Source organism: Pseudomonas sp. TWRC1-2 (genome assembly GCF_049896685.1).
In the GTDB taxonomy this organism is placed as follows: domain Bacteria; phylum Pseudomonadota; class Gammaproteobacteria; order Pseudomonadales; family Pseudomonadaceae; genus Aquipseudomonas.
On record NZ_JAFCUU010000003.1, the window covers coordinates 69,072 to 94,515 of the forward strand.

Consider the following 25,444-nt stretch of genomic DNA (forward strand, 5'->3'; position numbering starts at 1 on the left):
TTATGTGGTCACGGGTTTATCAGCCGCTTCTGGGAGCAGCGTGAAGGCTTGCCAGGAAATTGGATCCAAAGGGATAGAACACAGTGGCAAACAATAGTTACAAATGATAGCAGGCTAAGAATTGAGAAAATCGGTTCAGCGAGAAAAACAGCAGATCAGGTCGGTATTCACGATTCTTTGACGAGTACCTCACGCCGCATTGACCCCGCGTAGGCGAATCTTTGGCCTATCAGCCATTTCCCTATTCGGTTACAACGCGCATGTTCGAGATTCGATTGCTGCCTGCCCTCGGCATGGCGCTTCTGGCCCTGTTCGCCACCGCGCACGCCCAGGCGGACGGCGCCTCCTCCCTACGCTCACCGGAATGGGCCCAGCCTGTGGGCGACCAGTTCAATCTGCACCAAATGACGCCGACGCTGTATCGCAGCGCGCTGCCCAACGGCAATGCGCTCCCCATATTGGAAAATCTGAAGATCGCCACAGTGATCAACTTTCTGCCGGAATCTGATGCAACGTGGCTGAAGACATCTGATATCAAACAGGTGCAGCTGACTTATCGCACCAATCACGTTGACGATTCGGACGTACTCGCGGCGTTAAGGGCCATCCAGGATGCAGAAACCAAAGGCCCGGTGCTGATGCACTGCAAACACGGCTCGGACCGCACAGGTTTGATGGCGGCGATGTATCGCGTGGTGATCCAGGGCTGGAGCAAGGAAGATGCGCTGAACGAAATGACCCTGGGCGGTTTTGGTACCAGCAACGGTTTCAGGGACAGCGTTCGCTACATGATGAAAGCCGATGTCGACAAGTTGCGTACGGCCTTGGCGAATGGCGATTGCAGCACCAGTGCGTTTGCCCTGTGCTCGATGAACAGTTGGCTCAACACGGCCAATAGCAGCCGTGTCGACACCAAAAAAGACGCTGAATTGGTGCTGACCCCCTGATGGGCGTCAGTCTTTTTTCAGCTTCGGATTGGGAAAAAACTGCACGGCCTGCACCTTCGGGTCCGGCGCTTTCAATGCCGATGTATTAACCCGCGTGCCCAACTCCTTGGGTACCGACAGACCTTGGTCATTCAACGTGTCGGTATAACCGCAGGCCACGCATTCGCGGTGCGGCACGTTGTCTTCGGTCCACATCTTCAACTTGTCCGGCTCGCTGCACGCCGGGCAGACCGCCCCGGCGATAAATTGCTTTTTGGTAATCACAGGCCCTTCGCTCATGCTGCCGCGTCCTCACTCAGGCCGCTGTGGCGCAAGAGTGCGTCAATCGACGGCGCACGTCCGCGGAAGTCGACGAACAGCACCATCGGTGCCTGCGAACCGCCGCGCGCCAGAATGGCTTCGCGGAAGGCGCGGCCGGTCTCGGCGTTCAGCACGCCGTCTTCTTCAAACTTGGAGAAGGCATCCGCCGACAGCACTTCCGCCCACTTGTAGCTGTAGTAACCCGCCGCGTACCCGCCGGCAAAGATGTGCGCGAAGCTGTTAGGGAAGCGGTTGTACGCCGGTGGACGCATCACCGAGACCTCATCGCGCACGCCTTCAAGCACTTGCGCAACGCTGCGGCCATCGCCGTGGGTGGCATGCAGTTCGAAGTCGAACAGCGAGAACTCAAGCTGGCGCACCATCATCAGGCCGGACTGGAAGTTCTTCGCCGCGAGCATTTTTTCCAGCAGGTCCTGGGGCAGCGGCTCGCCGGTTTCATAGTGGCCGGAGATCAGTGCCAGGCCTTCCGGCTCCCAGCACCAGTTCTCCATGAACTGGCTCGGCAATTCCACCGCATCCCAGGCCACGCCGTTGATGCCGGAGACGCCGGCGTGTTCGACACGGGTCAGCAGGTGATGCAGGCCGTGGCCGAATTCGTGGAACAACGTGGTCACTTCATCGTGGGTCAGCAGGGCAGGCTTGCCGCTGTCGGCCGGGGTGAAGTTGCACACCAGGTTAGCCACCGGGCTTTGCAGCACGCCGTCAACCGTGCGGCGACGGTCACGCGCGCCGTCCATCCAGGCGCCGCCACGCTTGTTGGCGCGGGCGTACAGGTCGAAGAAGAAGCGGCCGACGTGCTGGCCGTTTTCCTTGATTTCGAACAGGCGAACGTCCGGGTGCCAAGTGTCGAAACCCTTTTGCTCGGCGATCTCGATGCCGTACAGGCGCTGGACGATGGCAAACAGGCCGCCCAACACTTTGTCGATCGGGAAGTAGGCGCGCAGGGCTTCCTGGGACACGCTGTAGCGCTGCTCGCGGAGTTTTTCGCCGTAGAAACCACTGTCCCAGCTTTGCAGATCCGCACAACCTTGTTCGGCGGCATATGCCTTGAGCTGTTGCAGGTCCTGGGCGGCAAACGGCTTGCTGCGCTTGGCCAGGTCGCGCAGAAAGCTCAGCACCTGGTCGCTGGACTCGGCCATTTTGGTCGCCAGGCTCAGCTCGGAGAACGACGCATAGCCCAGCAGTTGGGCCAGCTCCTGACGCAGGTCGAGGATCTGTTCCATCACCGGGCCGTTATCATTCTTACCGGCATTCGGGCCTTGGTCCGACGCGCGGGTGCAGTAGGCCGCGTAGACCTCTTCGCGCAGGGCGCGGTCGTGGGCGTAGGTCATCACCGCGTAGTAGCTGGGGAATTCCAGGGTGATCAGCCAGCCATCGAGGCCTTTGGCCTGGGCGGCGGCGGCCATTTGCGCCTTGGCCGAATCGGTCAGGCCGGCGAGGGTGGCTTCATCGGTAACGTGCTTGGTCCAGGCCTGGGTGGCATCCAACAGTTGGTTGGAAAATTTGCTGCCCAGCTCGGAGAGCTTGCTCTGCACTTCGGCGTAGCGCTTTTGCTGCTCAGGCGGCAAATCGATACCCGACAGGCGAAAGTCGCGCAGCGAGTGCTCAAGGATAGTCTCTTGCGCCACGTCGAAACCAGCGGCTTCCGGGCTGTTGGCCAGGGCTTCAAAGGCCTGGAACAGCGCGCGGTTCTGACCCATCTCGGTGGAGTAGGCGCTCAATGCCGGCAGGCAAGCCTCGTAGGCCTCGCGCAGTTCAGCGCTGTTGCATACGGCATTGAGGTGGCTGACCGGGCTCCAGGCGGCGCCCAGGCGATCATTCAGTTCATCCATCGCCAGCACCAGGCCGGCCCATGTAGGATTTTTACCCTGGCTTTGCAGGATGCCTTCGATGGCAACACGGTTGTCGGCGAGGATCTGTTCGATGGCCGGTTGCACGTGCTCGGCACGGATCGCCGAGAACGGCGGCAGGTCGTAGGACTGCAGAAGAGGGTTGTTCGCGCTCACGGTGGGCACCTTGGCTGAAGAAACATGTAAGAACAAAGATGGGGCCATCTTAATTACAATCAACACCCACCGCAGCTATCAGCAGAAGAGAGAGAGGCTATCGTGACCCTTCGCACCTATCAGAACCACACGCCAACCCTGGGCGCCGGGGCTTTTGTCGATATTTCGGCGGTGGTGATCGGCGATGTCGAAATCGGCGCCGACAGCTCGGTTTGGCCGCTGACGGTGATTCGCGGCGACATGCACCGCATCCGCATCGGTGCGCGCACCAGCGTGCAGGACGGCTGCGTGTTGCACATCACTCATGCCGGGCCGTTCAACCCGGACGGTTTCCCGCTGCTGATCGGCGATGACGTAACCATCGCCCACAAGGTCATGCTGCATGGCTGCACGGTGGGCAACCGCATCCTGATCGGCATGGGCAGCATCGTGATGGACGGCGCCGTGGTGGAGGACGACGTGATCATCGGCGCCGGCAGCCTGGTGCCGCCGGGCAAGAAACTGGAGAGCGGTTTTTTGTACGTGGGCAGCCCGGTTAAACAGATCCGCCCATTGACTGACAAAGAGCGTGCCTTTTTCACCTACAGCGCCGCGAACTACGTGAAGCTCAAAGACCTGCACCTGGCGGAAGGATTCGACCGATGACCCTGAACTACTCCACCGTGCTGTTCGACCTGGACGGCACCCTGACCGACCCGCGCGAGGGCATCACCCGTTCGATCCAGTACGCCCTCGGCAAACTCGGCATTGATGAACCCGACTTGACCAAGCTGGAACACTTTATCGGCCCGCCATTGCTGCAAGCCTTTATGCAGTTCTATGGCTTCGATGAGGCCAAGGCCTGGGAAGCGGTGAATTTTTATCGCGAACGCTTCAAGGTCACCGGCCTGTATGAAAACCGCGTATTCGACGGCGTCATGCCGTTGCTTGAGGAACTGAATGGCCAAGGCCGCCAGCTGTATGTGGCCACGTCCAAGCCGTGGGTATTCGCCCGCGAGATTGCCCGGCACTTTGATTTTGCCAAGCACTTCAAGGTGATCTACGGCAGCGAACTGGACGGCACACGCACCAACAAGGTTGAGTTGATTGCGCACTTGATGAATGAAGAGGGCCTGGACCCGGCGACCACGTTGATGATCGGGGACCGCAAGCATGACCTGATCGGCGCGCGCAGCAATGGGCTGGATTCAGCGGCGGTGGGGTATGGGTTTGGCAGTTTTGAAGAGTTGAATGCCGAGGCGCCGACCTGGCATTTTGAGACGCTGGATGAGATGCATCAGGCGTTTTTGCAGCGCGCTTGATACCGCTTTCGCGAGCAAGCCCGCTCCCACACTTGACCGAGTTTCAACATGAGAATGCGGTCGAATGTGGGAGCTGGCTTGCCTGCGATGAGGCCCTAACGGCCGCCATCCTCCAACTGCCGCAGCGCCGCTTTACGCTGCTCCACCGGCAAGCCACCCATCTTCTCCACCGCCGCAAAAAACTTCACCCAATCCCCACCTTCCTGCGCAAACAACGCCGCAAACGCCGGCACCCATTGGTCATATAGCCCAAACGGCAGCAACCGCGCGTTGTTCATCGGCTGGTTGATCCACACGTCGTAACGTTTATCGCCTCCCCACTGGCTATCGCGCATTTGCCGGTAATCGCTGCGCAAACGCTCGAATTCCGCCGCCTTGGCCTGGCGCATCACGTCAACTGCCAAGGGCTGTGCGTAGAGCTGTTCCAGGCGTTTACGGGTATCCAGCACCAGTCGGATAAATTGATCACGCTGCTGCAACGCTGCATCGCTCAGAGGCGCCAAGCCCCGCGCCGCACGCCATTGACGAGTGCCTTCCTGCTCGACGAAGTTGGCATACGACTCGTTGAACTCGGTGTCGTCCTTCACATAGAAACGCTGGTGCGCCAGCTCATGAAAAATCAGTGTGGCCAGGCGCTCATCGCCCCAGTTCATCATCGAATTCATGATCGGGTCATTGAACCACCCCAACGTGGAGTAGGCCTCGACGCCACCAATCGACACGTCCATGCCTTGTTGCTGCAGCAACGCCGCCTCACCGCGCGCCGCGCCCTGGTTGTAATAACCGCGATAGGCGACGCATCCGGCAATCGGGAAGCAATGGGTTTCGGGAGAGAGGGAAAATTCCGTCGTGGCGAATACATTCCAGACTACGTATGGCCGGCCAATGTCCGCGTACAACCTGTAACTCTGGTTGTCGGGCAAGTGCAGGTGCTCACTGGCGAACGTGCGGGCTTTTTGCGACTGCACCAAGTGCTCACGCAATACCTGTGGGCGAGAAGGGTCGGCAATCACCTCGGCAACCGGCTCACGGGCCCGCAGCAATTGCCATTGGCCGCTGGCGAGCTGGCTGTAATAACTGACACTTGAGCAGCCGCTGAGCACCACCACCATTAACCCTGGAAGAAAACGCTTCAACATGCTCCGACTGCTCCTGGGTAATTTGCTCGCCAGCCTATCCTGCCTGCACGGAATTTTTCCATGGCCTGGCGTGTTTATACTCATGAGGAGTCTGCTGCCATCGGCGCCGGGCTCAATTCCTTCCTACCGTTGAGTGCCTGCCATGCGCCAGCTCCTGCTACCTGTCACCGTCCTGTTTCTCAGCGCCTGTGCTTCTACGCCGATCCCCCCGGTGGATCCGCATCAGGCCTGGGTCGACTTCGCCACCCCGACACCCGGCGCCAAACTGGTGATGGCCCAGCGCCTGGATGGCAAGAATCTGAATGACGGGCGTTTTTTCCAAGTGCCACCCGGCAGCCACGAGCTGATGGTGCGCTTTGATTTCGAGGTGAACACGGGTACAGGCTTTGGCGGGCTGGACCAGACGCACGACCGCACCTGTTTCATGACCCTGCAGTACGACAATTTCCAGGCAGGCCAGCGCTATGTGCTGGAAGGGCGCTCGCTGGCCTTCACGCCCAACATTCGGCTGTATAACTCAGCGCGTCAGCTGCTGGCGCAGGAGCGCAGCGTGAACTGCATCTGATCAGTCGTTGTTCTTCTGATAAACGATGGCTTTGGTGCCGTTTTCACAGCTGCCGACGACCATGGCGCTGTCATGCTTGTCGGCTTCTTCCTTGCTGACGATTTCCAAGGTGTAGGACGGCACGGCGTTAGCCTGGATCTTGACCTCGATCTCTTTTCTAAGCTCTTCACAATCTTTTGGAGCGGCCACGGCCGAAGTGGCCAAAACACCGCAGATGATCGCCAAGGCAAAACGTTTCATGTGTGAAGCTCCCTGAATGCATGCGCACGAGTGTGCGCCTAGCTGCATAGGCTATAGGACCACATAGGGGAAACACGAGTTCTGATTTAAAGCAGAACTAAATGTGGGAGCGGGCGTGTGTGGGAGCTGGCTCGCCTGCGATGGTAGCGCCTCGGTGCAACTGCAAAACCGAGGTGTCCCAATCGCGGGCAAGCCCGGCTCTCACACAAACCCACTCCCACACTGGATCTACGCGGTTACGCAGACCGCATTAGCTGACGAGCGTGGCATCCAGGCTGATCTTGGCGTTCAGCACCTTGGACACAGGGCAGCCTTCCTTCGCCTTTTTGCTCAGTTCGTCGAACTGCGCCTGGCTTGCGCCCGGGATCTTGGCTTTCAATACCAAATGCACAGCAGTAATTGCGAAGCCGCCTTCCACTTGGTCCAGCGTCACTTCAGCCTGGGTGTCGATGCTGTCAGCCTTGAGGCCGGCGTCGCCCAGAATCATCGAAAACGCCATGGAGAAACAGCCGGCGTGCGCCGCACCAATCAGCTCCTCAGGGTTTGTGCCCTTGCCGCCTTCGAAACGGGCCTTGAAACCGTAGGGCGCTTCGCGCAATACGCCGGTTTCAGTGGAAATGGAACCCAGGCCTGTCTTCAGATCACCTTCCCAATGCGCGGATGCTTTTTTAACGATACTCATAGCGGTCTCCTCGAACGGTGGTTTTGCTTCAGTAAGGTTCTGAGGATAGAAGCTCTGGCAAAGTTCATCTTGTCGGAGAAACCTAGCATTCCAGTAGGAAATTTCCCTAGCTACTATTGAATCTCGGGTATATGCCCTCATTGCATAGAACATGCACATGAAGCGGCAGGTTTTGGTTCGTCTATAAGCCTGCGCACCTATTGGAGAAGCAGGCTTATGAAATCGCTGTCCGACGTGAAATTCTCGACCCTGGACCTGGTGCCCGTGCGCGCCAATGGCAGCCCGGCCCAGTCGTTGCGCAATTCCCTGGACTTGGCCCAGCACGTGGAAAAGTTTGGCTATAACCGTTTCTGGGTGGCCGAACACCACAACATGGATGGCATCGCCAGCTCTGCCACCTCGGTATTGCTCGGCTACCTGGCCGGTGGCACCTCGACCATCCGTGTCGGCTCCGGCGGCGTAATGCTGCCCAACCATGCACCGCTGGTGATCGCTGAGCAGTTCGGCACCCTGGAAAGCCTGTATCCGGGCCGGATCGACCTGGGCCTGGGCCGCGCGCCGGGTTCTGATCAGATGACCGCCCGCGCCCTGCGTCGCGAACGCTCGGGCAGCGCCGACGACTTCCCTGATGATGTGGCCGAGCTGATGGCTTACCTGGGCCCACGCACGCCGGATCAACGGGTTATTGCCGTGCCGGGTACGGGTACCAATGTGCCCGTGTGGTTGCTCGGCTCCAGTTTGTTCAGCGCGCAATTGGCCGGTGAGCGCGGTTTGCCCTACGCCTTCGCCTCGCATTTCGCACCGCGCCTGATGCATGAAGCTATTCGCGTGTACCGCAATCACTTCAAGCCTTCAGCCGTATTGGACAAGCCCTACGTGATGCTTGGCATCCCGCTGGTGGCCGCCGATACCGACGAGCAGGCCGATTACCTGGCTACCTCGGTGTACCAGCGCATCCTCGCGCTGATGCGCGGGCAAAGCCTGGTGCAACGTCCGCCGGTCAAGACTATGGACGGCCTGTGGCTGCCCCATGAAAAAGACGCGGTCGGCAGCTTCCTCGGCCTGGCCATGGTCGGCAGCCCGGCGAAGATCCGCGCAAAACTGGACGTGCTGGTTGAGCAGACCGGTGCCGATGAGCTGATCTTTACCTGCGACCTGTACGAGCATGCCGACCGGATTCATTCCTACGAGCTGCTGGCGCAGTTGATGAAGGGCTAACAACATCCGCAGACAAAAAAACGACGCACCTGTGCGTCGTTTTTTATGTCTGGAGCAAGGGGTTAACCGCGCTTGTAGACGATTTCCTTGGTGCCGGCTTCGCAGCTACCGACGACTGTGTGGTCGCTGGGTGCCGCGCCTTTGTCTACCACCTCCAGCGAGTAACCCGAGGCGCCCTTGGCGTCGATTTTCGCTGCAATTTCGCTTTTCAGCTCTTCACAAGGCTTGCCCGCCGCCAGGGCTGTGCCCGCAATGCTCAACAAACCTACCGCTAACAGGAACTTCTTCATCCGTTACTTTCCTTGCGCTGATCGAAAAGAGCGTGCCGACGCTTTCGCATCGGCACCCATTGGTTGTAGCGCAGGTTATGGCAATCGGCCAGTCGGCAAAGTTCAACCGACGTGATCAACTACTGGCGATTCGGAACCCCACCTTGAGCGTGACCTGGAAGTGCGCGGCCTTGCCGTCCTTGATGTGACCACGGGTTTCTGTCACTTCGAACCATTCCAGGTGCTTGATGCTTTTGTTCGCTTCGGCGATGGCGTTGTTGATGGCGTCTTCGATGCTGGTCGCCGACGAACCCACCAATTCGACTTTCTTGTACGTGTGATGATCAGACATGGCGTTTCTCCTGAGGTCTTTAGTGAGCGTAGCAGTCAATGTTCGTACTGCTTCTGGCGACTATTCCCACTCAAAAGTTCAGATTTACTGCACTTTCTGAAAACGCTGGAGTCGGTATCTACACATGCCACTCAATCACTTCAGGAGAGTCCACATGGCCAACACTTCTTTACGCAAAGCGTCGCTGGAAAGCATGGAAGCCGAGATTTCGAGCCTTCTCAAGTCCCTTGAGAGCCTTAAGGACGATGCGTCCGACGAGTCGCGCAAAACGCTGAAGGCCCTGAAAAGCAATGCCGAGAATGCCCTCAAGCACTCCCGTCATCTGATCAGCGATGCCTACGAAGAAAGCAAAGTCAAAATCCGCGAAACCGGTGTTGCAACCCGGGACTACGCACAAGAGCACCCATGGACTACCGCCGGCGTCGCCGTTGGCGCGCTGGGTCTGCTGGCGGCTTACCTGCTGTGCAAACGCGGCGACTGAAACACCGGCTACACCGGCTGGCGCAACAGCTCTGCCTTGAGCCACTGCGCCAGTTGACCCGCGCGCCCGTCTGCGGCGCGCTTGGGTAGCCACAGCGCCAGGTGCGCCGGGGTTTCGCTGAAACCCCACGGCGCCACCAGGCGACCCGCGCGCAGATCCTCTGCCACCAGCGGTTCTGGCGCAATTGCCACCCCAAGCCCTGCCACCGCCGCCTCCAGCAAATAATACAAATGCTCAAACCCCTGGCCGTGTTTCAACGCGCCGGGTGCAATGCCGTATTGCTGCGCCCAACTGGGCCAGGCTTGCGGGCGCGAGGTGGTGTGCAACAAGGCTTCGCCACACAAGGCTTGCGCCGGGGCCTGGCGCAAACGCTCGTAACCGGCAAACCGCGGGCTCATCACCGGGCCAATGCGCTCGCTGGCCAACTCGTACACCTGCATGTCCGCCGGCCACGGCGGCTCAGCGAACACCAGCAGGGCGTCGAGGCCGGGACGCCTGGGGTCAAGATCGCCGTCACCTGCTGACAGGTGCAGGCGCAAGTCCGGCAGGTCGGTGTTCAAGCGGCCCAGGCGCGGGATCAACCAGCGCGCCAACAAACTGCCCGAGCAGCCCAGCACGAACGGCGCGTCGGCGCTGGCCTGGGTCAGCTCGGCGCACACATCCCTCAAACGTTCGAACGCCTCTGCGCTGGCATCGCGTAGCCGAACGCCGGCATCTGTGAGTTTAAGGCCGCGCCCATCTTTGGCGAACAGGCTGACACCCAAATGCTCCTCGAGCAGCTTCAACTGGCGGCTGACGGCGCCGTGGGTCACATGGAGCTGCTCGGCAGCCTGGCTGACACTGTTGAGCCGGGCGGTGGCTTCAAATGCACGCAAGGCATTGAGGGGTGGAAGGTCTCGGCTCATCTGTGAGTTTTCCTGACAGGTTGCGGCGATCTTATCGGTTTTCAGCGTAGCGCGTCAGGGGTAGAGTGGGCCTCATTGCCTCTCCTCACATTCTTTACCGGAGCGCCCCATGACTCAGTCCCAGACCGATCTACGCAACGGCCCAGACGCCAACGGCTTGTTTGGCGCGTTCGGCGGCCGCTACGTCGCTGAAACCCTGATGCCGTTGATCCTCGACCTGGCCCGCGAATACGAAGCCGCCAAGATCGATCCGGCATTCAACGAAGAATTGGCCTACTTCCAGCGCGACTACGTCGGACGTCCAAGCCCGCTGTATTTCGCTGAGCGCCTGACTGAATTCTGCGGCGGCGCCAAGATTTACCTTAAGCGCGAAGAGCTCAACCACACCGGCGCGCACAAGATCAACAACTGCATCGGCCAGATCCTGCTGGCGCGGCGCATGGGCAAGAAACGCATCATCGCCGAGACCGGCGCCGGCATGCACGGCGTGGCCACCGCCACCGTGGCAGCGCGTTTTGGCCTCGACTGCGTGATCTACATGGGCACCACCGACATCGAGCGCCAGCAGGCCAACGTGTTCCGCATGAAGCTGCTGGGCGCCGAAGTGATCCCGGTGGTCGCCGGCACCGGCACCCTCAAAGACGCGATGAACGAAGCCCTGCGTGACTGGGTGACCAACGTCGACAGCACCTTCTACCTGATCGGCACCGTCGCCGGCCCACACCCCTACCCGGCGATGGTGCGCGACTTCCAGGCCGTGATCGGCAAAGAAACCCGCGACCAACTGCAAGCCCAGGAAGGCCGCCTGCCGGACAGCCTGGTGGCGTGCATCGGCGGCGGTTCCAACGCCATGGGCCTGTTCCACCCGTTCCTGGATGACACCAGCGTCGAGATCATCGGCGTTGAAGCGGCCGGCCACGGCATCGAAACCGGCAAACACGCCGCCAGCCTCAACGGCGGCGTACCCGGCGTACTGCACGGCAACCGCACCTTCCTGCTGCAGGATGACGACGGCCAGATCATTGACGCCCACTCGATTTCCGCCGGCCTCGACTACCCGGGCATCGGCCCTGAACACGCCTGGTTGCATGACATCGGCCGCGTCCAGTACACCTCGGTGACCGACGACGAAGCCCTCGAGGCGTTCCACACATGCTGCCGCCTGGAAGGGATTATTCCTGCACTGGAAAGCGCCCACGCCCTGGCTGAAGTGTTCAAACGCGCACCGAACCTGCCGAAAGATCACCTGATGGTGGTCAACCTTTCCGGCCGTGGCGACAAAGACATGCAAACCGTGATGCACCATATGCAACAGTCGAAGCAGGAGAAACACTGATGAGCCGCCTGCAAACCCGTTTTGCGCAACTCAAAGAACAAAACCGCGCCGCGCTGGTGACCTTCGTCACCGCCGGCGACCCGGGTTATGACACCTCGCTGGCGATCCTCAAAGGCTTGCCGGCAGCTGGCGCCGACGTGATCGAGCTGGGCATGCCCTTCACCGACCCGATGGCCGACGGCCCGGCGATTCAACTGGCCAACATCCGCGCGCTGGAAGCCAAGCAGAACCTGGCGAAAACCCTGCAGATGGTTCGCGAGTTCCGCAAAGACAACAACGACACGCCGCTGGTGCTGATGGGCTACTTCAACCCGATCCACAAATATGGCGTGCCGCAGTTCATCAGCGACGCCAAGGAAGCCGGCGTAGACGGCCTGATCGTGGTCGACATGCCGCCTGAGCATAACGGCGAGCTGTGCGATCCGGCCCAGGCAGCAGGCATCGACTTTATCCGCCTGACCACGCCAACCACCGATGACGTGCGCCTGCCGACCGTGCTCAATGGTAGCTCCGGCTTTGTGTACTACGTGTCGGTGGCCGGTGTGACCGGTGCCGGGGCGGCCACCCTGGAGCACGTTGAAGAAGCCGTGACTCGCCTGCGTCGGCATACCGACCTGCCGATCAGCATCGGCTTTGGTATCCGCACGCCGGAACAGGCAGCCGCTATCGCGCGCTTGGCAGACGGTGTGGTGGTCGGTTCGGCACTGATTGATCACATCGCCACTGCCAAAAATGATCAGCAGGCGATTGATGGCGTGTTGACCTTGTGCGCGGCGCTTTCGGAAGGCGTTCGCAACGCCCGTAAGTAAACGCCGTGTAGCAGTAGGTAAAGTTCCTGATACAGAGGAATCATACTGTCGAATCAGTACCTAAACTGACAAGACCAAGGGATTTCGAACCCGGTTCGAAATCCCTTTTTTGTTCGTGCAGTACTGAGGAAACACCCCATGAAAATGCCTAAACGCTTGATCGCTGGTCTCGGCGTGCTGATGCTCGGCGCGAGTGCCTTGGTGCAGGCCGCGCCACCTGACCAACGGGGCGATGACAATGGCCCTGGCCGTGGCGGCCCGCAAGGCCAGCACGAGCAACGCGGCGATGACCATCGTGGCCCGCAGAACAACCGTCGTGGCCCGCCTCAGGACTTCGGCCCGGTGCGCCAGATCATCCACGACAACCACGGTCAGTTCGCCCGTGGCGCACCGCCGCCACCGAATGTACGCCTGGTCCGCGGCCAGCCACTGCCACGCGGCTACTACGGCGAACGCCTGGACAACCGCGCCCTGGCACGCCTGCCGGTTTACCCGGGTTATGAATGGCGCCGTTCCGGCCCGGACGTGGTCTTGATTGCAGTCGGCACAGGCATCGTCTACGAGATTCTGGACGGCGTACTTAACTAATCCCTCGCACTACCCTGTGGCGAGCGGGCTTGCCCCGCGTTGGGGTGCGAAGCGCCCCCAAAACCGGATAACGCGGTTTCCCTGAGACACCGCAGTGGCCCTGATGGGGCTGCTGCGCAGCCCAACGCGGGGCAAGCCCGCTCGCCACGGGAAGCCCGCTCAGCACAGGAAGCCCGCTCGCCACAGGGGTCACTCGCCGCAGGCTATTCCTTCAGTTCTATACGTTCGACTTTGCCTACAAGCAGCACATAGGACAGCGCGCCCAGCAGCGCCAGCACCGCAATGTAGGTAATCGCCGGCGCAAACGAATCCCCGCTGGCCAAAAAGCCAATCACAATCGGCGTCGTAATCGCCGACAAGTTACCGATAAAGTTAAACACCCCGCCGGTCAACCCCAGCAGCCGCGCAGGCGCCAAGGTCGACACCAGCGACCAGGTAATCGACGCCAAGCCATTCCCAAAGAACGCCACCGCCAGAAACGCAATCACCCACGTCGTCGAATCCACATAGTTGGCGCCAATGATCGCCGTGGAAATCAGCAGCCCGCCAATAATCGGCAACTTGCGCGCAAAGCCTACCGACGTGCCCCGGCGAATCAGCCAGTCAGAAAACAGCCCCGAACACAGTACGCCGACAAACGCCGCCAGAAACGGCAGCGACGCCAGCAAGCCCGACTTGATGAAGTCCATGCCGCGATATTTCACCAGGTAGGTCGGGAACCACGTCAGAAAAAACCACAACGTGGAGTTCAGGCAAAACTGCCCCAGGTAGATGCCCCACAGCTTGCGCTTGCTCAGTACGATCCCGAGGTCGACCCAACTGAATGGCGCCTTGACCGCCTTGGCCTGCATATCCACCAGCCCGCCGCCTTCGCGGATCAGCTCGATTTCAGCCGCATTGGCGCCTTTGAAGTCCTTCGGCTCGCGGTACACGGCGTACCAGATCAGCGCCCACACAATGCCCACGCCACCGGTGGCGACAAACACCATGTGCCAGCCGAACGCGTGTTGCAGCCAGGCCAGTACCGGCGTGAGAAACGCCAGCCCGACAAACTGCCCGGAGGTATAAACGCCAATCGCCGTGGCACGCTCACGCTCGGGAAACCAGGTGGTGACCACGCGACTGTTGATCGGATAAGCCGGCGCTTCCAGCGCGCCGACCGCCATGCGCAGCACAAACAGCGCGATAAAGCTGGCGGCAAAACCAAGCATCACGGTGGCAATCGACCACAGCAGCAAGGCCACGGTGTAGAGAGTGCGCGGCGGCACCCGGTCCACCAACCAGCCGCCGGGGATCTGCATGGCGGCGTAGGTCCAGCCGAACGCCGAGAAGATCAGCCCGACATGCACCGGGTCGATGCCCAGCTCGCTGGTCAGCGCCGGGGCGGCAATCGACAGGTTGCTGCGGTCGAGGTAGTTGATCACCACGGTGATAAACAGCAGCACCATGATGAAGAAACGCTTTCTGCTGGGCGTGACGAGAGAAGCCTGCCCGGTGAAGGATTCAGGGTGCATGGGGGTTGCCTCTTCTTATGTTTATTGAGGACAGGTCTCACTGGACCAAAGGTAGGAGGGGGCTTGCCCCCGATGAGGAGTGCCAGTCACCGAATGCATCAACTGATACACCGCTATCGGGGGCAAGCCCCCTCCCACATTTTGTGTCCGATTTCGTCAGGGGACGATCACCACTCGGCAAAGCTGCCGTCGGCATGCCGCCAGATCGGGTTGCGCCAGCGGTGGCCGATAGCCGCGCGCTCGATCACGTATTCCTCGTTGATCTCGATGCCCAGGCCTGGCCCGTTGGGGATTTTCACAAAGCCTTTGTCATAGTCGAACACGCCCGGGTCGCGCACATAGTCGAGCAGGTCGTTGCTCTCGTTGTAGTGAATGCCCAGGCTTTGCTCCTGGATAAACGCGTTGTAGCAAACCGCGTCCAATTGCAGGCAGGCCGCCAGGGCAATCGGGCCCAGCGGGCAGTGCAGGGCCAGGGCCACGTCGTAGGCTTCGGCCATGTTGGCGATCTTGCGGGTTTCGGTGATGCCGCCGGCGTGGGAGGCGTCCGGCTGGATGATGTCGACGTAACCTTCGCTGAGCACGCGCTTGAAGTCCCACCGTGAGAACAGCCGCTCGCCCAGCGCAATCGGCGTGCTGGTCAACGGCGCCAGTTCTTTGAGCGCTTCGTAGTTTTCGCTGAGCACCGGCTCTTCGATAAACATCAGTTTGTAAGGGTCGAGTTCTTTCATCAGCACCTTGGCCATGGGCTTGTGCACCCGGCCATGGAAGTCGACGCCAATGCCGACGTTCGGGCCCACCGCATCGCGCACGGCGGCAACGTTGGCCAGGGCCAGGTCGACTTTGTCGAAACTGTCGACAAACTGCAGCTCCTCGGTGCCGTTCATTTTCACGGCAGTGAAGCCACGGCCCACGGCCTCTTTGGCGGCACGCGCCGTATCGGCGGGGCGGTCGCCGCCGATCCATGAATACACGCGAATCTTGTCGCGCACCTGGCCGCCCAACAGGTCGCTGACCGACACACCGAGCGCCTTGCCCTTGATGTCCCAGAGCGCCTGGTCGATACCGGCGAGGGCGCTCATGTGCACGGCACCGCCTCGGTAGAAGCCGCCGCGATAGAGCACCGTCCAGATGTCTTCGATATTACGTGGGTCTTTGCCGATCAGGTAGTCGGAAAGTTCTTCAACAGCCGCCGCCACCGTGTGTGCGCGGCCCTCGACCACAGGTTCACCCCAGCCGGTCACGCCCTGGTCGGTTTCGACCTTGAGGAAGCACCAGCGTGGCGGAACGATGAAGGTGGTCAGTTTGGTGATTTTCATCTTCTTATCTCTCTTGTCGATGCAGCGCCGAGGGCGCAAAACTTGCGTTCTTTTCAGGGCATCAATTCAGCGCATTCCAGGCGGCGACATACGCCTGGGCACTGCTCGCCACTTGATCCACAGACATGCCCGGCTTGAACAACCCGGACCCCAGGCCGAAGCCCTTGGCGCCTGCGTCGAAATACACCTGCATGTTGTCCGGGGTCACGCCGCCGACCGGCAGCAGCAACGTGCCCGCCGGCAGTACCGCCAACCACGCCTTGATCACAGCCGGGCCCATTTGCTCGGCCGGGAACAGCTTCAGTACGTCGGCGCCTTCGGCCAACGCGGCGAAGGCTTCGGTGGGCGTGGCCACACCCGGCGACAGGTACAAGCCCGCCGCTTTCGCGGCGCGTAGCACCTTGGCATCGCTGTGGGGCATGACGATCACTTGGCCACCGGCGGCTTTGACGTGCTCGACCTGCTCGGGCGTCAACACGGTGCCCGCGCCGATCAGGCAATCGGCGGGCAGGCTGTCGCGCAGCGTGCGGATGCTGGTGTAAGGGTCCGGCGAATTGAGCGGAACTTCGATCACGCGAAAGCCGGCCTGGTAGAGCACTTGGCCGATCGCTTCAGCTTCGTGCGGCCGTACACCGCGCAGGATTGCGATCAAACCGTTGTGTGCGAGTGCTTGCTTGAGCATGTCAGGCCTCCAGGACCGGTTGAGTGAGCCCGGCCGCCACGGCCAATTGCCACAGGCCGCGTTCGGTGGCCGCTTGCGCCAGGCTGACGTGGGCGAAGCCGCAGAGCGCGAGGGCGCGCTGGTAACGGGCGCAGAGCGCTGCGGTGCCGACCAGGACGATAGGCTTATGTTTTGCAGGGGCCGGTAAACCGGCGAGTTCATGCCCGATCAGCAGGCCGGACAGGTAATCCGGTTGCTGGTCGGGAGCCAGTTCGGCGGTCAGCCCGAGTGTGCGGGCGCTGAACAATGTCGAGAGCACGCCACGCTGGCCGTCGTTGGAGAGTGCCACCTGCACGCCGCGATCAAAGGCTTCGGCCTGGAAGTGGTCGGAGGTTTTTTGCGTACGGCCGAGAATGCTGTGCTGGCTCAGCACGGCGAACAGTTCGCCGGTCATGAAGGTGTCGAAGTGGGTGATGCAGCCCTCCACCACCTCGACCCATTTGGAATGGCTGCCCGGCAGGCCGATCAACACCTCAGCCGCGAGGCCTTGCAGTACGCCCAGCACCTGGGTTTCTTCGCCGCGCATCACATTGGGCAAGCCCACCTGTTCGATCACGCCGGGCACGATATGCACCGCCACGCCGCGCAGGCTGCGCACGCTATGCAGCGCCTGGCCGAGGCTTGCGACATCGACCGGCGTATTGCGATACGCCGCCTCACTCCAGCCCTGGGCACTGCCGACCATGCCGCAGGCGATCACCGGCAAGTCGGGCTGGGCGTCGAGCCAGTCGCCGCAGGCCGCGTCGAACGCCAACTCGAAGCCATCGCTGCAACGCACGCCGGCAATGTCACGGGGTTCGCTGGGCAGGTGCATGATGCCGAACGCCAGTGCGCGCTGGTCGAGCACCTTGCCGGCCGGGCCGAGTTTATAAGCACGAAGGGAGCTGGTCCCCCAGTCGAGCGCGATCAATTGCGCCTGCATCGCTTCACCTGAAATGAGTGGGTGCTGAAAAAAGCAGATGGGCGAATATAAACCTATGACTGTCGATATCTCAATATATAAATAACAGTCCCATATATTGGGTTAAAACACAAAAAATCCCATCGCCTTTGCACAAGGAGATGGGATTTTTATACGCACTGGTTAAAAAATAGACAGGTCCAGCTCGCGCATCGCGCCCATCCAGATCGCGTAATCGGTGTGATCCTTCAGGTCATCGCCGGTATCAGGGTGCAGGAACACCACCAGCCCCTCGCGATGCAAAGCCAGCCATGGCAACACCACACCGATGTATTCCGGCTCGAACGCCAGCTGGCAACTCCAGTCCGGGTGCGGGCCCACCGGGCGTTCATGCACGCGGCCCATGCGCAACGGAAACAGCTTGGCTGCGTCCTCGCAGAGCTTGCGCGCCTGGTCGATGGTGCTGGCGTCGAAGTAGATATGGGCGTGGTAGCCCTTGATACGTTGCATGGCGAAATCCGGATCCAATATGCGCCGATCCTAGACCGCAATCGACGGCAGGGCCAGCCCGGTCAGCGACTGTGCGCTGCTGGCTTGCTCGGCCACCAGCCAGTCGACAAAGCGCTCGACCAACTGCCCCCGGCGTTTGCGCTGGGGCTGCACCACGTAATAACCGAAGCGTGAGATCGCCGTGTCGCTGATCGGCCGACACAGCCAGTTCTGCTCCAGCAGGTTATCCACCAAGTGGCGCCAGCCGATGGCCACGCCCTGGCCGGCAATCGCGGCCTGGATCAACAGGGTGTAGTTGTCGAAGCGCAGTTGGCCGGGTGTGGGCGCGGTGGTAATGCCCAGCTCGCGGAACACACCGCTCCAGTCGAACCACTGGCTGTTGTTTTCCTGGCGCAGGTGCAGCAGCGGACAGTCCGGCAGCGTCTGCACGGTCAGCGGCGTGGCCTGATCCTTGAGCCATTGCGGGCTGCACACCGGGAACACTTCCTCGTTGAACAGCCAGAGGCTGTCACCCTGTTTGAAACGGCCATCGCCAAACAACACCGCCACGTCGATATCGCTGCGCAAGCTGGCATGGTTGCGTTCGCTGGTGACCAGGCTCACGTCTACCTGCGGGTTGGCCTGGTGAAAGCGGTGCAGACGCGGCATCAGCCAGTAGGCGGCGAAGGCAAAGTCGGTGGCCACTTGCAGCACTTCATGCTGGTCTTGCTGGGTGATCGCGCTCAGGCCTTGGTTGATGGTCTGCAAACCGCCCTGCACATGCTCAAACAACAGCGCGCCAGCGTCGGTCAGCTCGATGCCACGGTAGATGCGATCAAACAAACGCAGCCCAAGCTGTTCTTCGAGGCGTTTGATCTGTTGGCTGATGGCCGGCTGAGTGGTGCCCAGTTCCACGGCGGCAGCGGTAAAGCTGCGGTGGCGTGCCGCCGCCTCGAATGCGCGCAGCAGGTCGAGGGAAAGATCGCCAAGGGCTTCATACATAAGCTGTGCTTATCCTAGACATTGCTTTTCATGGGCTTTACCCCATTTTCCATGGGCCGCATGCTCATTCGCATAAACACCGCCTATGGAATGCCGAAGACTCATGAAGCGCAAGAACATTCTTTTCATCATGGCCGATCAAATGGCCGCGCCGCTGCTTCCGTTCTACGGACCTTCCCCGATCAAACTGCCAAACCTGAGCCGCCTCGCCGAACAGGGTGTGGTGTTCGACGCCGCCTATTGCAACAGCCCGCTGTGCGCGCCGTCGCGTTTCACTTTGGTCAGCGGCCAGTTGCCGAGCAAGATCGGCGCCTACGACAACGCGGCAGACTTCCCTGGCGATGTGCCGACCTATGCCCACTACCTGCGCCGCCTCGGCTACCGCACCGCGCTGTCGGGCAAGATGCACTTCTGCGGCCCTGACCAGTTGCACGGCTATGAAGAACGCCTGACCAGCGACATTTACCCCGCCGACTATGGCTGGGCGGTGAACTGGGATGAGCCGGACGTGCGCCCCACCTGGTATCACAACATGGCATCGGTGCTGCAAGCCGGCCCGTGCGTGCGCACCAACCAGCTGGATTTCGACGAAGAGGTGGTGTTCAAGGCCCAGCAATATTTGTTCGACCATATCCGCAATGACGGTGACCAGCCGTTCTGCCTGACCGTGTCGATGACTCACCCACACGACCCGTACACCATTCCCAAGCCGTTTTGGGACCTGTACGACGACAGCGACATCCCATTGCCTACGACGCCGGCCCAGGCCGACCTCGACCCGCATTCGCAGCGCCTGCTCAAGGTCTACGACCTGTGGGACAAGCCGCTGCCGCTGAACAAGATCCGTGATGCGCGCCGTGCCTATTTTGGCGCGTGCAGCTACATCGACAGCAACGTCGGCAAACTCCTGCAAACCCTGGAAGACACGGGTCTTGCCGAGGACACGATCATCATCTTCTCCGGCGACCACGGCGACATGCTCGGCGAACGCGGCCTCTGGTACAAAATGCACTGGTTTGAAATGGCCGCCCGCGTGCCGCTGCTGGTCAGTGCGCCGGGGCAATTCGCGGCGGGCCGCGTGACCAAAGCGGTTTCCACGGCCGACCTGTTGCCGACGTTGGTGGAGTTGGCCGGCGGCGAGCTGGACCCGCGCTTGCCGCTGGACGGACGCTCGCTGGTCCCGCACTTGCAGGGGCAGGGCGGGCACGACGAAGTGTTTGGCGAATACATGGCCGAAGGCACCATCAGCCCGCTGATGATGATTCGCCGTGGCGCGTACAAGTTCATCTACAGCGAGGACGATCCTTGTCTACTGTTCGATGTGCACAACGACCCGCACGAGCGGGAAAACCTCAGCCAGTCACCGGAACACCGGCCACTGTTCGAGGCGTTTTTGAGTGAGGCGCGGGCCAAATGGGACATCCCGGCGATCCATCAGCAGGTACTCGCCAGCCAACGCCGTCGCCGCCTGGTGTTTGAGGCGCTGACCCAAGGCAAGCTGAAGAGCTGGGATCACCAGCCACTGGTGGACGCCAGTCAGCAATACATGCGCAACCATATCGACCTCGACGACCTGGAGCGCAAGGCACGTTACCCACAACCCTGCCAAAACCAATAAATAGACAGAGGGAAGGCCATGCAAAAGTTGACTGTAGTGCTGGGCATGTTGGTGCTCAGTAGCGCCAATGCGTACGCGGACGCTAGCTGCGACACGGTGAAGATGGCCGATCCAGGCTGGAGCGATATCGCCGCCACCAATGCCATCACCGGTTTTCTGTTGAACGGCATGGGCTACAAGGCCAAGGTCGACACCCTGGCGGTGCCGATCACCTTTGGCGGGCTCAAGGACGGCCAGGTGGACGTGTTTCTGGGCAATTGGATGCCGGCGCAGCAGGGCTTCTATGACAAGTTCGTGGCCAATGGCGATGTGGTGCAACTGGCGAAAAACCTCGACGGCACCGAGTTCACCCTTGCCGTGCCGGACTACGTGTGGGACGCCGGGGTGCATGACTTTGCCGACTTGAACAAATTTGCCGACAAGTTCGACGAGAAGATCTACGGCATCGGCTCCGGCGCGCCGGCCAATATCTCGCTGCAAGAGATCATCAAGAAGAACGACTTCGACCTCGGTCAGTGGAAGCTGATCGAGTCGAGTGAACAGGCGATGCTGGCCGAAGTGTCGCGGGCGGTTAAGAAACAGAAGTTCGTGACCTTCCTCGGCTGGACGCCGCACCCGATGAACGTGCAGTTGAACATGCATTACCTCAAGGGCGGCGAGAAGTACTTCGGTGACACCGGCAGTGTGTATACCTTGACCCGCAAGGGCTACGCGCAAGCCTGCCCGAATGTCGGAAAACTGCTGACCAACCTGAGTTTTACCCAGGAGATGGAGAACAGCATCATGGCGGAGGTGGTGAATAAAAAAGTCAGCAATGCTGATGCGGCGAAGGCCTGGATCAAGGCCAATCCGGCGGTGTTGGACAAGTGGCTCGATGGGGTAAAAACCGTGGATGGCCAGGATGCGTTGGCCGCCGTAAAAGCCAAGCTATAACCCCCGAAATCGATCCTTTTTGGGAACTGGCTTTTGTGGGAGCTGGCTTGCCTGCGATCCAGGCACCTCGGTATTACTGATACGCCGCGGTGATGCTATCGCAGGCAAGCCAGCTCCCACGGGGGACTGTGTGTGCTGATACCCTGATGCAAACCTTTCGAACCGAGCCTTTCATGCCCCGGCCCAACCGCCATACACTCTTGCCCTTCCTCGCCTGGCTCCCGCGCCAAACCCGCGCCAGCGTCGGCCGGGACGCGATGGTTGGCTTAAGCGGTGCCGTGCTCGCGCTGCCGCAGTCGATTGCCTACGCGCTGATCGCCGGTCTCCCACCCGAATACGGCTTGTACGCCGCCATCATCCCGGTACTGATCGCCTGCCTCTGGGGTTCCTCCTGGCACCTGATCTGCGGCCCTACCGCCGCCATTTCCATCGTGCTCTACGCCAGCATCAGCCCCTTGGCCGTGCCAGGGTCGCAGGACTACATCACGCTGATCCTGCTGCTGACCGTCCTCGCTGGCGTTTTCCAATGGCTGCTGGGCATGCTGCGCTTCGGCGCGCTGGTCAATTTCGTCTCTCATTCGGTGGTGCTGGGGTTCACCCTCGGCGCTGCCGTGGTGATCGCCTTGGGGCAGTTGCCCAACCTGCTGGGGCTGGATCTGCCCAGCCAAGCCACAGCGATCAAGAGTTTGCTGGCGCTCATCGATCACAGTGGCGAATGGGACCACGCCTCCCTCGCCCTGGGCCTGGGCACTTTGCTGGTGGGCGCGCTGCTCAAGTACCTGGTGCCACGTTGGCCAACACTGTTGATCGCCCTGGCCTTGGGCAGCCTGGTGGCGTGGCTGTGGCCGTCGATGTTCGGGCATGTGGCGCGGGTCAGTTCGTTTGTGGGCACACTGCCGCCGTTCAGCCCATTGCCGATGGACCTGGACATGCTCCTGCGCCTGCTGCCGAGCGCGGTGGCGGTGGGCATGCTCGGGCTGGTGACCAGCTTGTCGATTGCGCGCTCGCTGTCGGCGCGTTCGCAGCAACTGCTCGACGCCAATCAAGAAGTCCGCGCGCAGGGCTTATCCAATATCGTCGGCGGATTTTTCTCCGGCTACTTGTCGGCCGGTTCCTTTACCCGCTCCGGCCTCAGTTACGAGGCGGGCGCTTGCTCACCGTTGGCAGGCGTGTTTTCCGCCGGCTGGGTGGCGTTGTTTGCCGTATTTGGGGCGGCGTTGATCGCGCACATACCAATCCCCAGCATGGCCGCGAGCATCCTGCTGATTTGCTGGGGCCTGGTGGATCATCGCGGCATCCGCGCGCTGTTTCGCGTGAGCCGCGCAGAATTTGTGGTGATGAGCCTGACGTGCGTGGCCACCTTGCTGCTGGAGCTGCAAACGGCGATTTACGCCGGGGTGCTGGCGTCGCTGTTTTTCTACCTCAAACGCACTTCGCAACCGCGTGTTCAGCAGTGGCGCGACGGTGATGAAGATGTATTGCGGGTGGGGGGCTCGATCTTTTTTGGCGCCAGCCATTACCTGCAAGTGCGCCTGCAGAGCTTGCAGGGTGAGCGGGTGGTGATCGAGGCGCAGCAGATCAACTTTATCGACTATTCCGGGGTGGAGATGCTGCACCAGGAGGCACGGCGGTTGCGGGGAACGGGGCGTAGTTTGACGTTGCGTAGGGCCCGGCCGCAGGTAGTGGAAGAGCTGAAAAAACTCGAAGGGGCCGACAACTGCCCCATCCATTTCGAAGACTGAATGCGGTTGAAACTGTGGGAGCTGGCTTGCCTGCGATAGGATCACCTCGGTCTAACTGACCGACCGAGTCGTCTGCATCGCAGGCAAGCCAGCTCCCACAGTTTGACCGTGCCCACGTTGGCGTTGTGTTACGCCAACTGGCGGCGTAGCTCAGCCAACACCGGCGCCGAATCCGGGCGCACGCCGCGCCACAGGAAGAACGCTTCCGCCGCCTGCTCCACGAGCATGCCCAGGCCATCCATCGCCACGGCTGCGCCATGCTCTGTCGCCCAACGGCAGAACGCGGTGGGTTCCTTGGCGTACATCATGTCGTAGCAAAAGGTCTTGCCCGGCTCGATCATGCTGCTGGCAATCGGCGGTACATCGCCTGACAGACTCGCGGACGTGGCATTGATGATCAGGTCCACCGGCTCACGCAGCCAGTCGAAACCGCTGGCTGACACAGCGCCCAGATCGTCAAACAGCCCGGCAAGCAACTCGGCCTTTTCCACCGTGCGGTTGGCGATGATCAGCGCGGCAGGCTGCTCGGCCAGCAAGGGCTCCAACGCCCCACGCACCGCGCCGCCAGCACCGAGCAACAGGATGCGCTGGCCTTGCAGGTTCAGCCCGGCGTTCACTTTCAGGTCGCGCACCAGGCCGGCGCCGTCGGTGTTGTCACCCAGCAGGGAGCCGTCCGCCAGCTTGCTCAGGGTGTTCACCGCCCCGGCGCGCTGGGCACGTTCAGTCAGGCTGTTGGCCAAGCGGTAGGCGTCTTCCTTGAAGGGCACCGTGACATTGGCGCCACGGCCTTGCTGAAAAAACTCACGGGCACAGCCGGTGAAATCCTCCAAAGGCGCGAGCAAGGTGCTGTAGTCCAGTTGCTCGCCGGTCTGCTCGGCGAACATGCGATGAATCAACGGCGACTTGCTGTGGCCGATAGGGTTGCCGAACACCACATAACGGTCCATCAGACGGCCGCCTTGGGCGCGGCTAGGCCCAGCCAGTCGCGGTCTTGCAGGAAGTAATCGGTGAGACGCGCTTCTTCGCTACCGGCCTCGGCCTTCCAGTCATAGCTCCAGCGCACTTGCGGCGGCAGCGACATCAGGATCGACTCGGTGCGCCCGCCCGACTGCAGGCCGAACAGGGTGCCACGGTCGTAGACCAGGTTGAATTCGACGTAGCGCCCTCGGCGGAACTCCTGGAACTGGCGCTGCTGTTCGGTGTAAGCCAGGGCCTTGCGGCGCTGCACGATTGGCAGGTAGGCGTCGATGTACGCATCGCCGATGGCGCGGATGAAGGCGAAGCAGGTGTCGAAGTCCCACTCGTTCAAATCGTCGAAGAACAGGCCGCCGATGCCGCGCGGTTCGTTGCGGTGCTTGATATGGAAATACGTATCGCACCAGGCTTTGTAGCGCGAGTACACGTCCGGGCCGAACCGCGCACAGGCCTGCTCGGCAACGCGGTGCCAGTGGATGCAGTCTTCCTCGTTGCCGTAGTAGGGCGTAAGGTCGAAGCCGCCTCCGAACCACCACACCGGTTCTTCGCCTTCTTTTTCGGCGATGAAAAAGCGCACATTGGCGTGGGACGTCGGCACATGCGGGTTGTGCGGGTGGATCACCAACGACACGCCCAAGGCTTCAAACCCGCGACCGGCCAGCTCAGGGCGATGCGCACTGGCGGACGGTGGGAGACCGCTGCCGAACACGTGGGAAAAGTTAACGCCGCCTTTTTCGATGACCGTACCGTTTTCGATCACACGGGTGCGACCGCCGCCACCGGCAGGCCGGGTCCAGGCGTCTTCGATAAAGCGAGTGTCCGTCTCGAAGGTTTCCAGGGCGCTGCAAATACGGTCTTGCAGGTCGAGCAGGTAGGCTTTAACAGCCTCGGTGCGGGTAGTCATGGCATCACCTTGAATCGGGCAAAGCTACGCGAGGCCATGCGGCGTCGGCGGCAAATGGGCGCACAGGATACCACTGCACTTACGTGGCACTGCACTTAGGTGCGCCGCAGTTGACGAAGATCAAGCATAGGAGTGGGATAGAGGGCTACGCGAATTCGACCTCAGGAGAA

Annotated in this window: 28 protein-coding genes; 12 read left to right on the top strand and 16 right to left on the bottom strand. The window is 61.0% G+C overall.

The annotated features are described in order from the left end of the window. Nucleotides 1-260: 260 nt before the first annotated feature. A complete protein-coding gene (locus ACP7B3_RS09180) occupies nucleotides 261-947 on the top strand; it encodes a dual specificity protein phosphatase family protein (protein WP_426178676.1) in 687 nt (228 codons plus the stop codon). 6 nt (nucleotides 948-953) lie between these two features. On the opposite strand, the gene ACP7B3_RS09185 is transcribed toward ACP7B3_RS09180, so the two are convergent. Both ACP7B3_RS09185 and prlC read right to left on the bottom strand, forming a co-directional pair. Continuing rightward, nucleotides 954-1,226 (bottom strand): YheV family putative zinc ribbon protein, encoded by a 273-nt coding sequence (locus ACP7B3_RS09185; protein WP_065902760.1) that lies wholly within the window; start codon nucleotides 1,224-1,226, stop codon nucleotides 954-956. After that, the gene (prlC, locus tag ACP7B3_RS09190) at nucleotides 1,223-3,274 is read right to left on the bottom strand and encodes an oligopeptidase A (RefSeq protein ID WP_426178677.1); all 2,052 of its coding nucleotides are present in this window, start codon (nucleotides 3,272-3,274) and stop codon (nucleotides 1,223-1,225) included. The genes ACP7B3_RS09185 and prlC overlap by 4 nt, the downstream gene beginning before the upstream one ends. A 102-nt stretch (nucleotides 3,275-3,376) precedes the next feature. Here prlC and ACP7B3_RS09195 point away from each other — a divergent pair, with 102 nt between their 5' ends. Together ACP7B3_RS09195 and ACP7B3_RS09200 are read left to right on the top strand one after the other, a co-directional pair. Beyond that, nucleotides 3,377-3,919, top strand: coding sequence for a gamma carbonic anhydrase family protein (locus tag ACP7B3_RS09195; RefSeq protein ID WP_369302761.1), 543 nt, complete (start codon nucleotides 3,377-3,379; stop codon nucleotides 3,917-3,919). Then, the gene (locus ACP7B3_RS09200; protein ID WP_242200515.1) at nucleotides 3,916-4,575 is read left to right on the top strand and encodes an HAD family hydrolase; all 660 of its coding nucleotides are present in this window, start codon (nucleotides 3,916-3,918) and stop codon (nucleotides 4,573-4,575) included. The genes ACP7B3_RS09195 and ACP7B3_RS09200 overlap by 4 nt, the downstream gene beginning before the upstream one ends. A gap of 95 nt (nucleotides 4,576-4,670) precedes the next feature. Here ACP7B3_RS09200 and ACP7B3_RS09205 read toward each other — a convergent pair whose 3' ends face one another. Then, the gene (locus ACP7B3_RS09205; protein WP_426178678.1) at nucleotides 4,671-5,714 is read right to left on the bottom strand and encodes an aminopeptidase; all 1,044 of its coding nucleotides are present in this window, start codon (nucleotides 5,712-5,714) and stop codon (nucleotides 4,671-4,673) included. A 142-nt stretch (nucleotides 5,715-5,856) separates the two neighbouring features. On the opposite strand from ACP7B3_RS09205, the gene ACP7B3_RS09210 reads away from it, so the two are divergent. After that, nucleotides 5,857-6,279, top strand: coding sequence for a hypothetical protein (locus ACP7B3_RS09210; RefSeq protein ID WP_106576005.1), 423 nt, complete (start codon nucleotides 5,857-5,859; stop codon nucleotides 6,277-6,279). On the opposite strand, the gene ACP7B3_RS09215 is transcribed toward ACP7B3_RS09210, so the two are convergent. Beyond that, nucleotides 6,280-6,519 (bottom strand): DUF1161 domain-containing protein, encoded by a 240-nt coding sequence (locus ACP7B3_RS09215; RefSeq protein ID WP_010207769.1) that lies wholly within the window; start codon nucleotides 6,517-6,519, stop codon nucleotides 6,280-6,282. It abuts the gene before it with no gap. A gap of 250 nt (nucleotides 6,520-6,769) precedes the next feature. Beyond that, complete coding sequence (locus ACP7B3_RS09220; RefSeq protein ID WP_141156381.1) at nucleotides 6,770-7,201, bottom strand: OsmC family protein; 432 nt, start codon at nucleotides 7,199-7,201, stop codon at nucleotides 6,770-6,772. Between the two features lie 216 nt (nucleotides 7,202-7,417). Between ACP7B3_RS09220 and ACP7B3_RS09225 the strand changes: the two genes are divergently transcribed. Then, a complete protein-coding gene (locus tag ACP7B3_RS09225; protein WP_106576004.1) occupies nucleotides 7,418-8,419 on the top strand; it encodes an LLM class flavin-dependent oxidoreductase in 1,002 nt (333 codons plus the stop codon). Between the two features lie 62 nt (nucleotides 8,420-8,481). Here the strand turns inward: ACP7B3_RS09225 and ACP7B3_RS09230 are convergent, their stop codons facing one another. Next, a complete protein-coding gene (locus ACP7B3_RS09230) occupies nucleotides 8,482-8,709 on the bottom strand; it encodes a DUF1161 domain-containing protein (protein ID WP_145158474.1) in 228 nt (75 codons plus the stop codon). Nucleotides 8,710-8,824: 115 nt separating this feature from the next. Next, a complete protein-coding gene (locus tag ACP7B3_RS09235) occupies nucleotides 8,825-9,040 on the bottom strand; it encodes a dodecin (RefSeq protein WP_145158472.1) in 216 nt (71 codons plus the stop codon). Nucleotides 9,041-9,194: 154 nt separating this feature from the next. On the opposite strand from ACP7B3_RS09235, the gene ACP7B3_RS09240 reads away from it, so the two are divergent. Beyond that, nucleotides 9,195-9,521: a DUF883 family protein gene (locus ACP7B3_RS09240; RefSeq protein ID WP_003170746.1), complete on the top strand. Its 327-nt coding sequence runs from the start codon at nucleotides 9,195-9,197 to the stop codon at nucleotides 9,519-9,521. Between the two features lie 8 nt (nucleotides 9,522-9,529). Here the strand turns inward: ACP7B3_RS09240 and ACP7B3_RS09245 are convergent, their stop codons facing one another. After that, the gene (locus tag ACP7B3_RS09245) at nucleotides 9,530-10,426 is read right to left on the bottom strand and encodes a LysR family transcriptional regulator (RefSeq protein WP_426178679.1); all 897 of its coding nucleotides are present in this window, start codon (nucleotides 10,424-10,426) and stop codon (nucleotides 9,530-9,532) included. Between the two features lie 109 nt (nucleotides 10,427-10,535). On the opposite strand from ACP7B3_RS09245, the gene trpB reads away from it, so the two are divergent. The 3 genes from trpB to ACP7B3_RS09260 all read left to right on the top strand — a co-directional run bounded on the left by trpB (nucleotide 10,536) and on the right by ACP7B3_RS09260 (nucleotide 13,159). Further along, entirely contained in the window at nucleotides 10,536-11,762 is a 1,227-nt protein-coding gene (gene trpB, locus ACP7B3_RS09250; protein WP_426178680.1) for a tryptophan synthase subunit beta, read from the top strand. Then, nucleotides 11,762-12,571 carry a tryptophan synthase subunit alpha gene (trpA, locus tag ACP7B3_RS09255; protein ID WP_119741286.1) on the top strand — a complete coding sequence of 270 codons (810 nt, stop codon included), beginning with the start codon at nucleotides 11,762-11,764 and terminating at the stop codon, nucleotides 12,569-12,571. Before trpB ends, trpA begins: the two co-directional genes overlap by 1 nt. Nucleotides 12,572-12,709: 138 nt before the next feature. Then, nucleotides 12,710-13,159, top strand: coding sequence for an anti-virulence regulator CigR family protein (locus ACP7B3_RS09260; RefSeq protein WP_242200528.1), 450 nt, complete (start codon nucleotides 12,710-12,712; stop codon nucleotides 13,157-13,159). A 203-nt stretch (nucleotides 13,160-13,362) separates the two neighbouring features. On the opposite strand, the gene ACP7B3_RS09265 is transcribed toward ACP7B3_RS09260, so the two are convergent. The 6 genes from ACP7B3_RS09265 to ACP7B3_RS09290 form a co-directional block, all read right to left on the bottom strand. Continuing rightward, a complete protein-coding gene (locus ACP7B3_RS09265) occupies nucleotides 13,363-14,673 on the bottom strand; it encodes an MFS transporter (protein WP_369302765.1) in 1,311 nt (436 codons plus the stop codon). Nucleotides 14,674-14,840: 167 nt separating this feature from the next. Beyond that, nucleotides 14,841-15,989, bottom strand: a complete 1,149-nt coding sequence (gene dgoD, locus ACP7B3_RS09270; RefSeq protein ID WP_145158464.1) for a galactonate dehydratase — start codon at nucleotides 15,987-15,989, stop codon at nucleotides 14,841-14,843. 61 nt (nucleotides 15,990-16,050) lie between these two features. After that, on the bottom strand, nucleotides 16,051-16,671 hold the full coding sequence (locus ACP7B3_RS09275) for a 2-dehydro-3-deoxy-6-phosphogalactonate aldolase (RefSeq protein ID WP_145158462.1): 621 nt from the start codon (nucleotides 16,669-16,671) through the stop codon (nucleotides 16,051-16,053). A 1-nt stretch (nucleotide 16,672) separates the two neighbouring features. Then, complete coding sequence (locus tag ACP7B3_RS09280; protein WP_416364666.1) at nucleotides 16,673-17,632, bottom strand: 2-dehydro-3-deoxygalactonokinase; 960 nt, start codon at nucleotides 17,630-17,632, stop codon at nucleotides 16,673-16,675. Between the two features lie 162 nt (nucleotides 17,633-17,794). After that, nucleotides 17,795-18,121, bottom strand: a complete 327-nt coding sequence (locus ACP7B3_RS09285) for a DOPA 4,5-dioxygenase family protein (protein ID WP_426178681.1) — start codon at nucleotides 18,119-18,121, stop codon at nucleotides 17,795-17,797. Nucleotides 18,122-18,151: 30 nt separating this feature from the next. Further along, entirely contained in the window at nucleotides 18,152-19,102 is a 951-nt protein-coding gene (locus tag ACP7B3_RS09290; protein WP_426178682.1) for a choline sulfate utilization transcriptional regulator, read from the bottom strand. A 103-nt stretch (nucleotides 19,103-19,205) separates the two neighbouring features. Between ACP7B3_RS09290 and betC the strand changes: the two genes are divergently transcribed. The 3 genes from betC (at nucleotide 19,206) to ACP7B3_RS09305 (ending at nucleotide 23,395) form a co-directional block, all read left to right on the top strand. Then, a complete protein-coding gene (gene betC / locus ACP7B3_RS09295; protein WP_426178683.1) occupies nucleotides 19,206-20,720 on the top strand; it encodes a choline-sulfatase in 1,515 nt (504 codons plus the stop codon). 18 nt (nucleotides 20,721-20,738) lie between these two features. Then, nucleotides 20,739-21,653 carry a choline ABC transporter substrate-binding protein gene (choX, locus tag ACP7B3_RS09300; protein ID WP_426178684.1) on the top strand — a complete coding sequence of 305 codons (915 nt, stop codon included), beginning with the start codon at nucleotides 20,739-20,741 and terminating at the stop codon, nucleotides 21,651-21,653. Nucleotides 21,654-21,826: 173 nt separating this feature from the next. After that, the gene (locus tag ACP7B3_RS09305; RefSeq protein WP_426178685.1) at nucleotides 21,827-23,395 is read left to right on the top strand and encodes a SulP family inorganic anion transporter; all 1,569 of its coding nucleotides are present in this window, start codon (nucleotides 21,827-21,829) and stop codon (nucleotides 23,393-23,395) included. Between the two features lie 128 nt (nucleotides 23,396-23,523). Here the strand turns inward: ACP7B3_RS09305 and aroE are convergent, their stop codons facing one another. Together aroE and hemF are read right to left on the bottom strand one after the other, a co-directional pair. Continuing rightward, a complete protein-coding gene (gene aroE / locus ACP7B3_RS09310) occupies nucleotides 23,524-24,342 on the bottom strand; it encodes a shikimate dehydrogenase (RefSeq protein ID WP_426178686.1) in 819 nt (272 codons plus the stop codon). Continuing rightward, a complete protein-coding gene (gene hemF / locus ACP7B3_RS09315; RefSeq protein WP_145158446.1) occupies nucleotides 24,342-25,274 on the bottom strand; it encodes an oxygen-dependent coproporphyrinogen oxidase in 933 nt (310 codons plus the stop codon). Before hemF ends, aroE begins: the two co-directional genes overlap by 1 nt. Nucleotides 25,275-25,444 lie beyond the last annotated feature (170 nt).

Coding starts and splice junctions, on each gene's coding strand:
- ACP7B3_RS09230 (WP_145158474.1), bottom strand. CDS start 8,709: ATGAAGAAGTTCCTGTTAGCGGTAGGTTTGTTGAGCATTGCGGGCACA.
- choX (WP_426178684.1), top strand. CDS start 20,739: ATGCAAAAGTTGACTGTAGTGCTGGGCATGTTGGTGCTCAGTAGCGCC.
- ACP7B3_RS09245 (WP_426178679.1), bottom strand. CDS start 10,426: ATGAGCCGAGACCTTCCACCCCTCAATGCCTTGCGTGCATTTGAAGCC.
- ACP7B3_RS09275 (WP_145158462.1), bottom strand. CDS start 16,671: ATGCTCAAGCAAGCACTCGCACACAACGGTTTGATCGCAATCCTGCGC.
- ACP7B3_RS09225 (WP_106576004.1), top strand. CDS start 7,418: ATGAAATCGCTGTCCGACGTGAAATTCTCGACCCTGGACCTGGTGCCC.
- ACP7B3_RS09305 (WP_426178685.1), top strand. CDS start 21,827: ATGCCCCGGCCCAACCGCCATACACTCTTGCCCTTCCTCGCCTGGCTC.
- ACP7B3_RS09285 (WP_426178681.1), bottom strand. CDS start 18,121: ATGCAACGTATCAAGGGCTACCACGCCCATATCTACTTCGACGCCAGC.
- ACP7B3_RS09290 (WP_426178682.1), bottom strand. CDS start 19,102: ATGTATGAAGCCCTTGGCGATCTTTCCCTCGACCTGCTGCGCGCATTC.
- ACP7B3_RS09220 (WP_141156381.1), bottom strand. CDS start 7,201: ATGAGTATCGTTAAAAAAGCATCCGCGCATTGGGAAGGTGATCTGAAG.
- betC (WP_426178683.1), top strand. CDS start 19,206: ATGAAGCGCAAGAACATTCTTTTCATCATGGCCGATCAAATGGCCGCG.
- ACP7B3_RS09265 (WP_369302765.1), bottom strand. CDS start 14,673: ATGCACCCTGAATCCTTCACCGGGCAGGCTTCTCTCGTCACGCCCAGC.
- ACP7B3_RS09205 (WP_426178678.1), bottom strand. CDS start 5,714: ATGTTGAAGCGTTTTCTTCCAGGGTTAATGGTGGTGGTGCTCAGCGGC.
- ACP7B3_RS09235 (WP_145158472.1), bottom strand. CDS start 9,040: ATGTCTGATCATCACACGTACAAGAAAGTCGAATTGGTGGGTTCGTCG.
- ACP7B3_RS09240 (WP_003170746.1), top strand. CDS start 9,195: ATGGCCAACACTTCTTTACGCAAAGCGTCGCTGGAAAGCATGGAAGCC.
- trpB (WP_426178680.1), top strand. CDS start 10,536: ATGACTCAGTCCCAGACCGATCTACGCAACGGCCCAGACGCCAACGGC.
- dgoD (WP_145158464.1), bottom strand. CDS start 15,989: ATGAAAATCACCAAACTGACCACCTTCATCGTTCCGCCACGCTGGTGC.
- ACP7B3_RS09180 (WP_426178676.1), top strand. CDS start 261: ATGTTCGAGATTCGATTGCTGCCTGCCCTCGGCATGGCGCTTCTGGCC.
- ACP7B3_RS09260 (WP_242200528.1), top strand. CDS start 12,710: ATGAAAATGCCTAAACGCTTGATCGCTGGTCTCGGCGTGCTGATGCTC.
- ACP7B3_RS09210 (WP_106576005.1), top strand. CDS start 5,857: ATGCGCCAGCTCCTGCTACCTGTCACCGTCCTGTTTCTCAGCGCCTGT.
- ACP7B3_RS09215 (WP_010207769.1), bottom strand. CDS start 6,519: ATGAAACGTTTTGCCTTGGCGATCATCTGCGGTGTTTTGGCCACTTCG.
- ACP7B3_RS09200 (WP_242200515.1), top strand. CDS start 3,916: ATGACCCTGAACTACTCCACCGTGCTGTTCGACCTGGACGGCACCCTG.
- trpA (WP_119741286.1), top strand. CDS start 11,762: ATGAGCCGCCTGCAAACCCGTTTTGCGCAACTCAAAGAACAAAACCGC.
- ACP7B3_RS09280 (WP_416364666.1), bottom strand. CDS start 17,632: ATGCAGGCGCAATTGATCGCGCTCGACTGGGGGACCAGCTCCCTTCGT.
- aroE (WP_426178686.1), bottom strand. CDS start 24,342: ATGGACCGTTATGTGGTGTTCGGCAACCCTATCGGCCACAGCAAGTCG.
- hemF (WP_145158446.1), bottom strand. CDS start 25,274: ATGACTACCCGCACCGAGGCTGTTAAAGCCTACCTGCTCGACCTGCAA.
- ACP7B3_RS09185 (WP_065902760.1), bottom strand. CDS start 1,226: ATGAGCGAAGGGCCTGTGATTACCAAAAAGCAATTTATCGCCGGGGCG.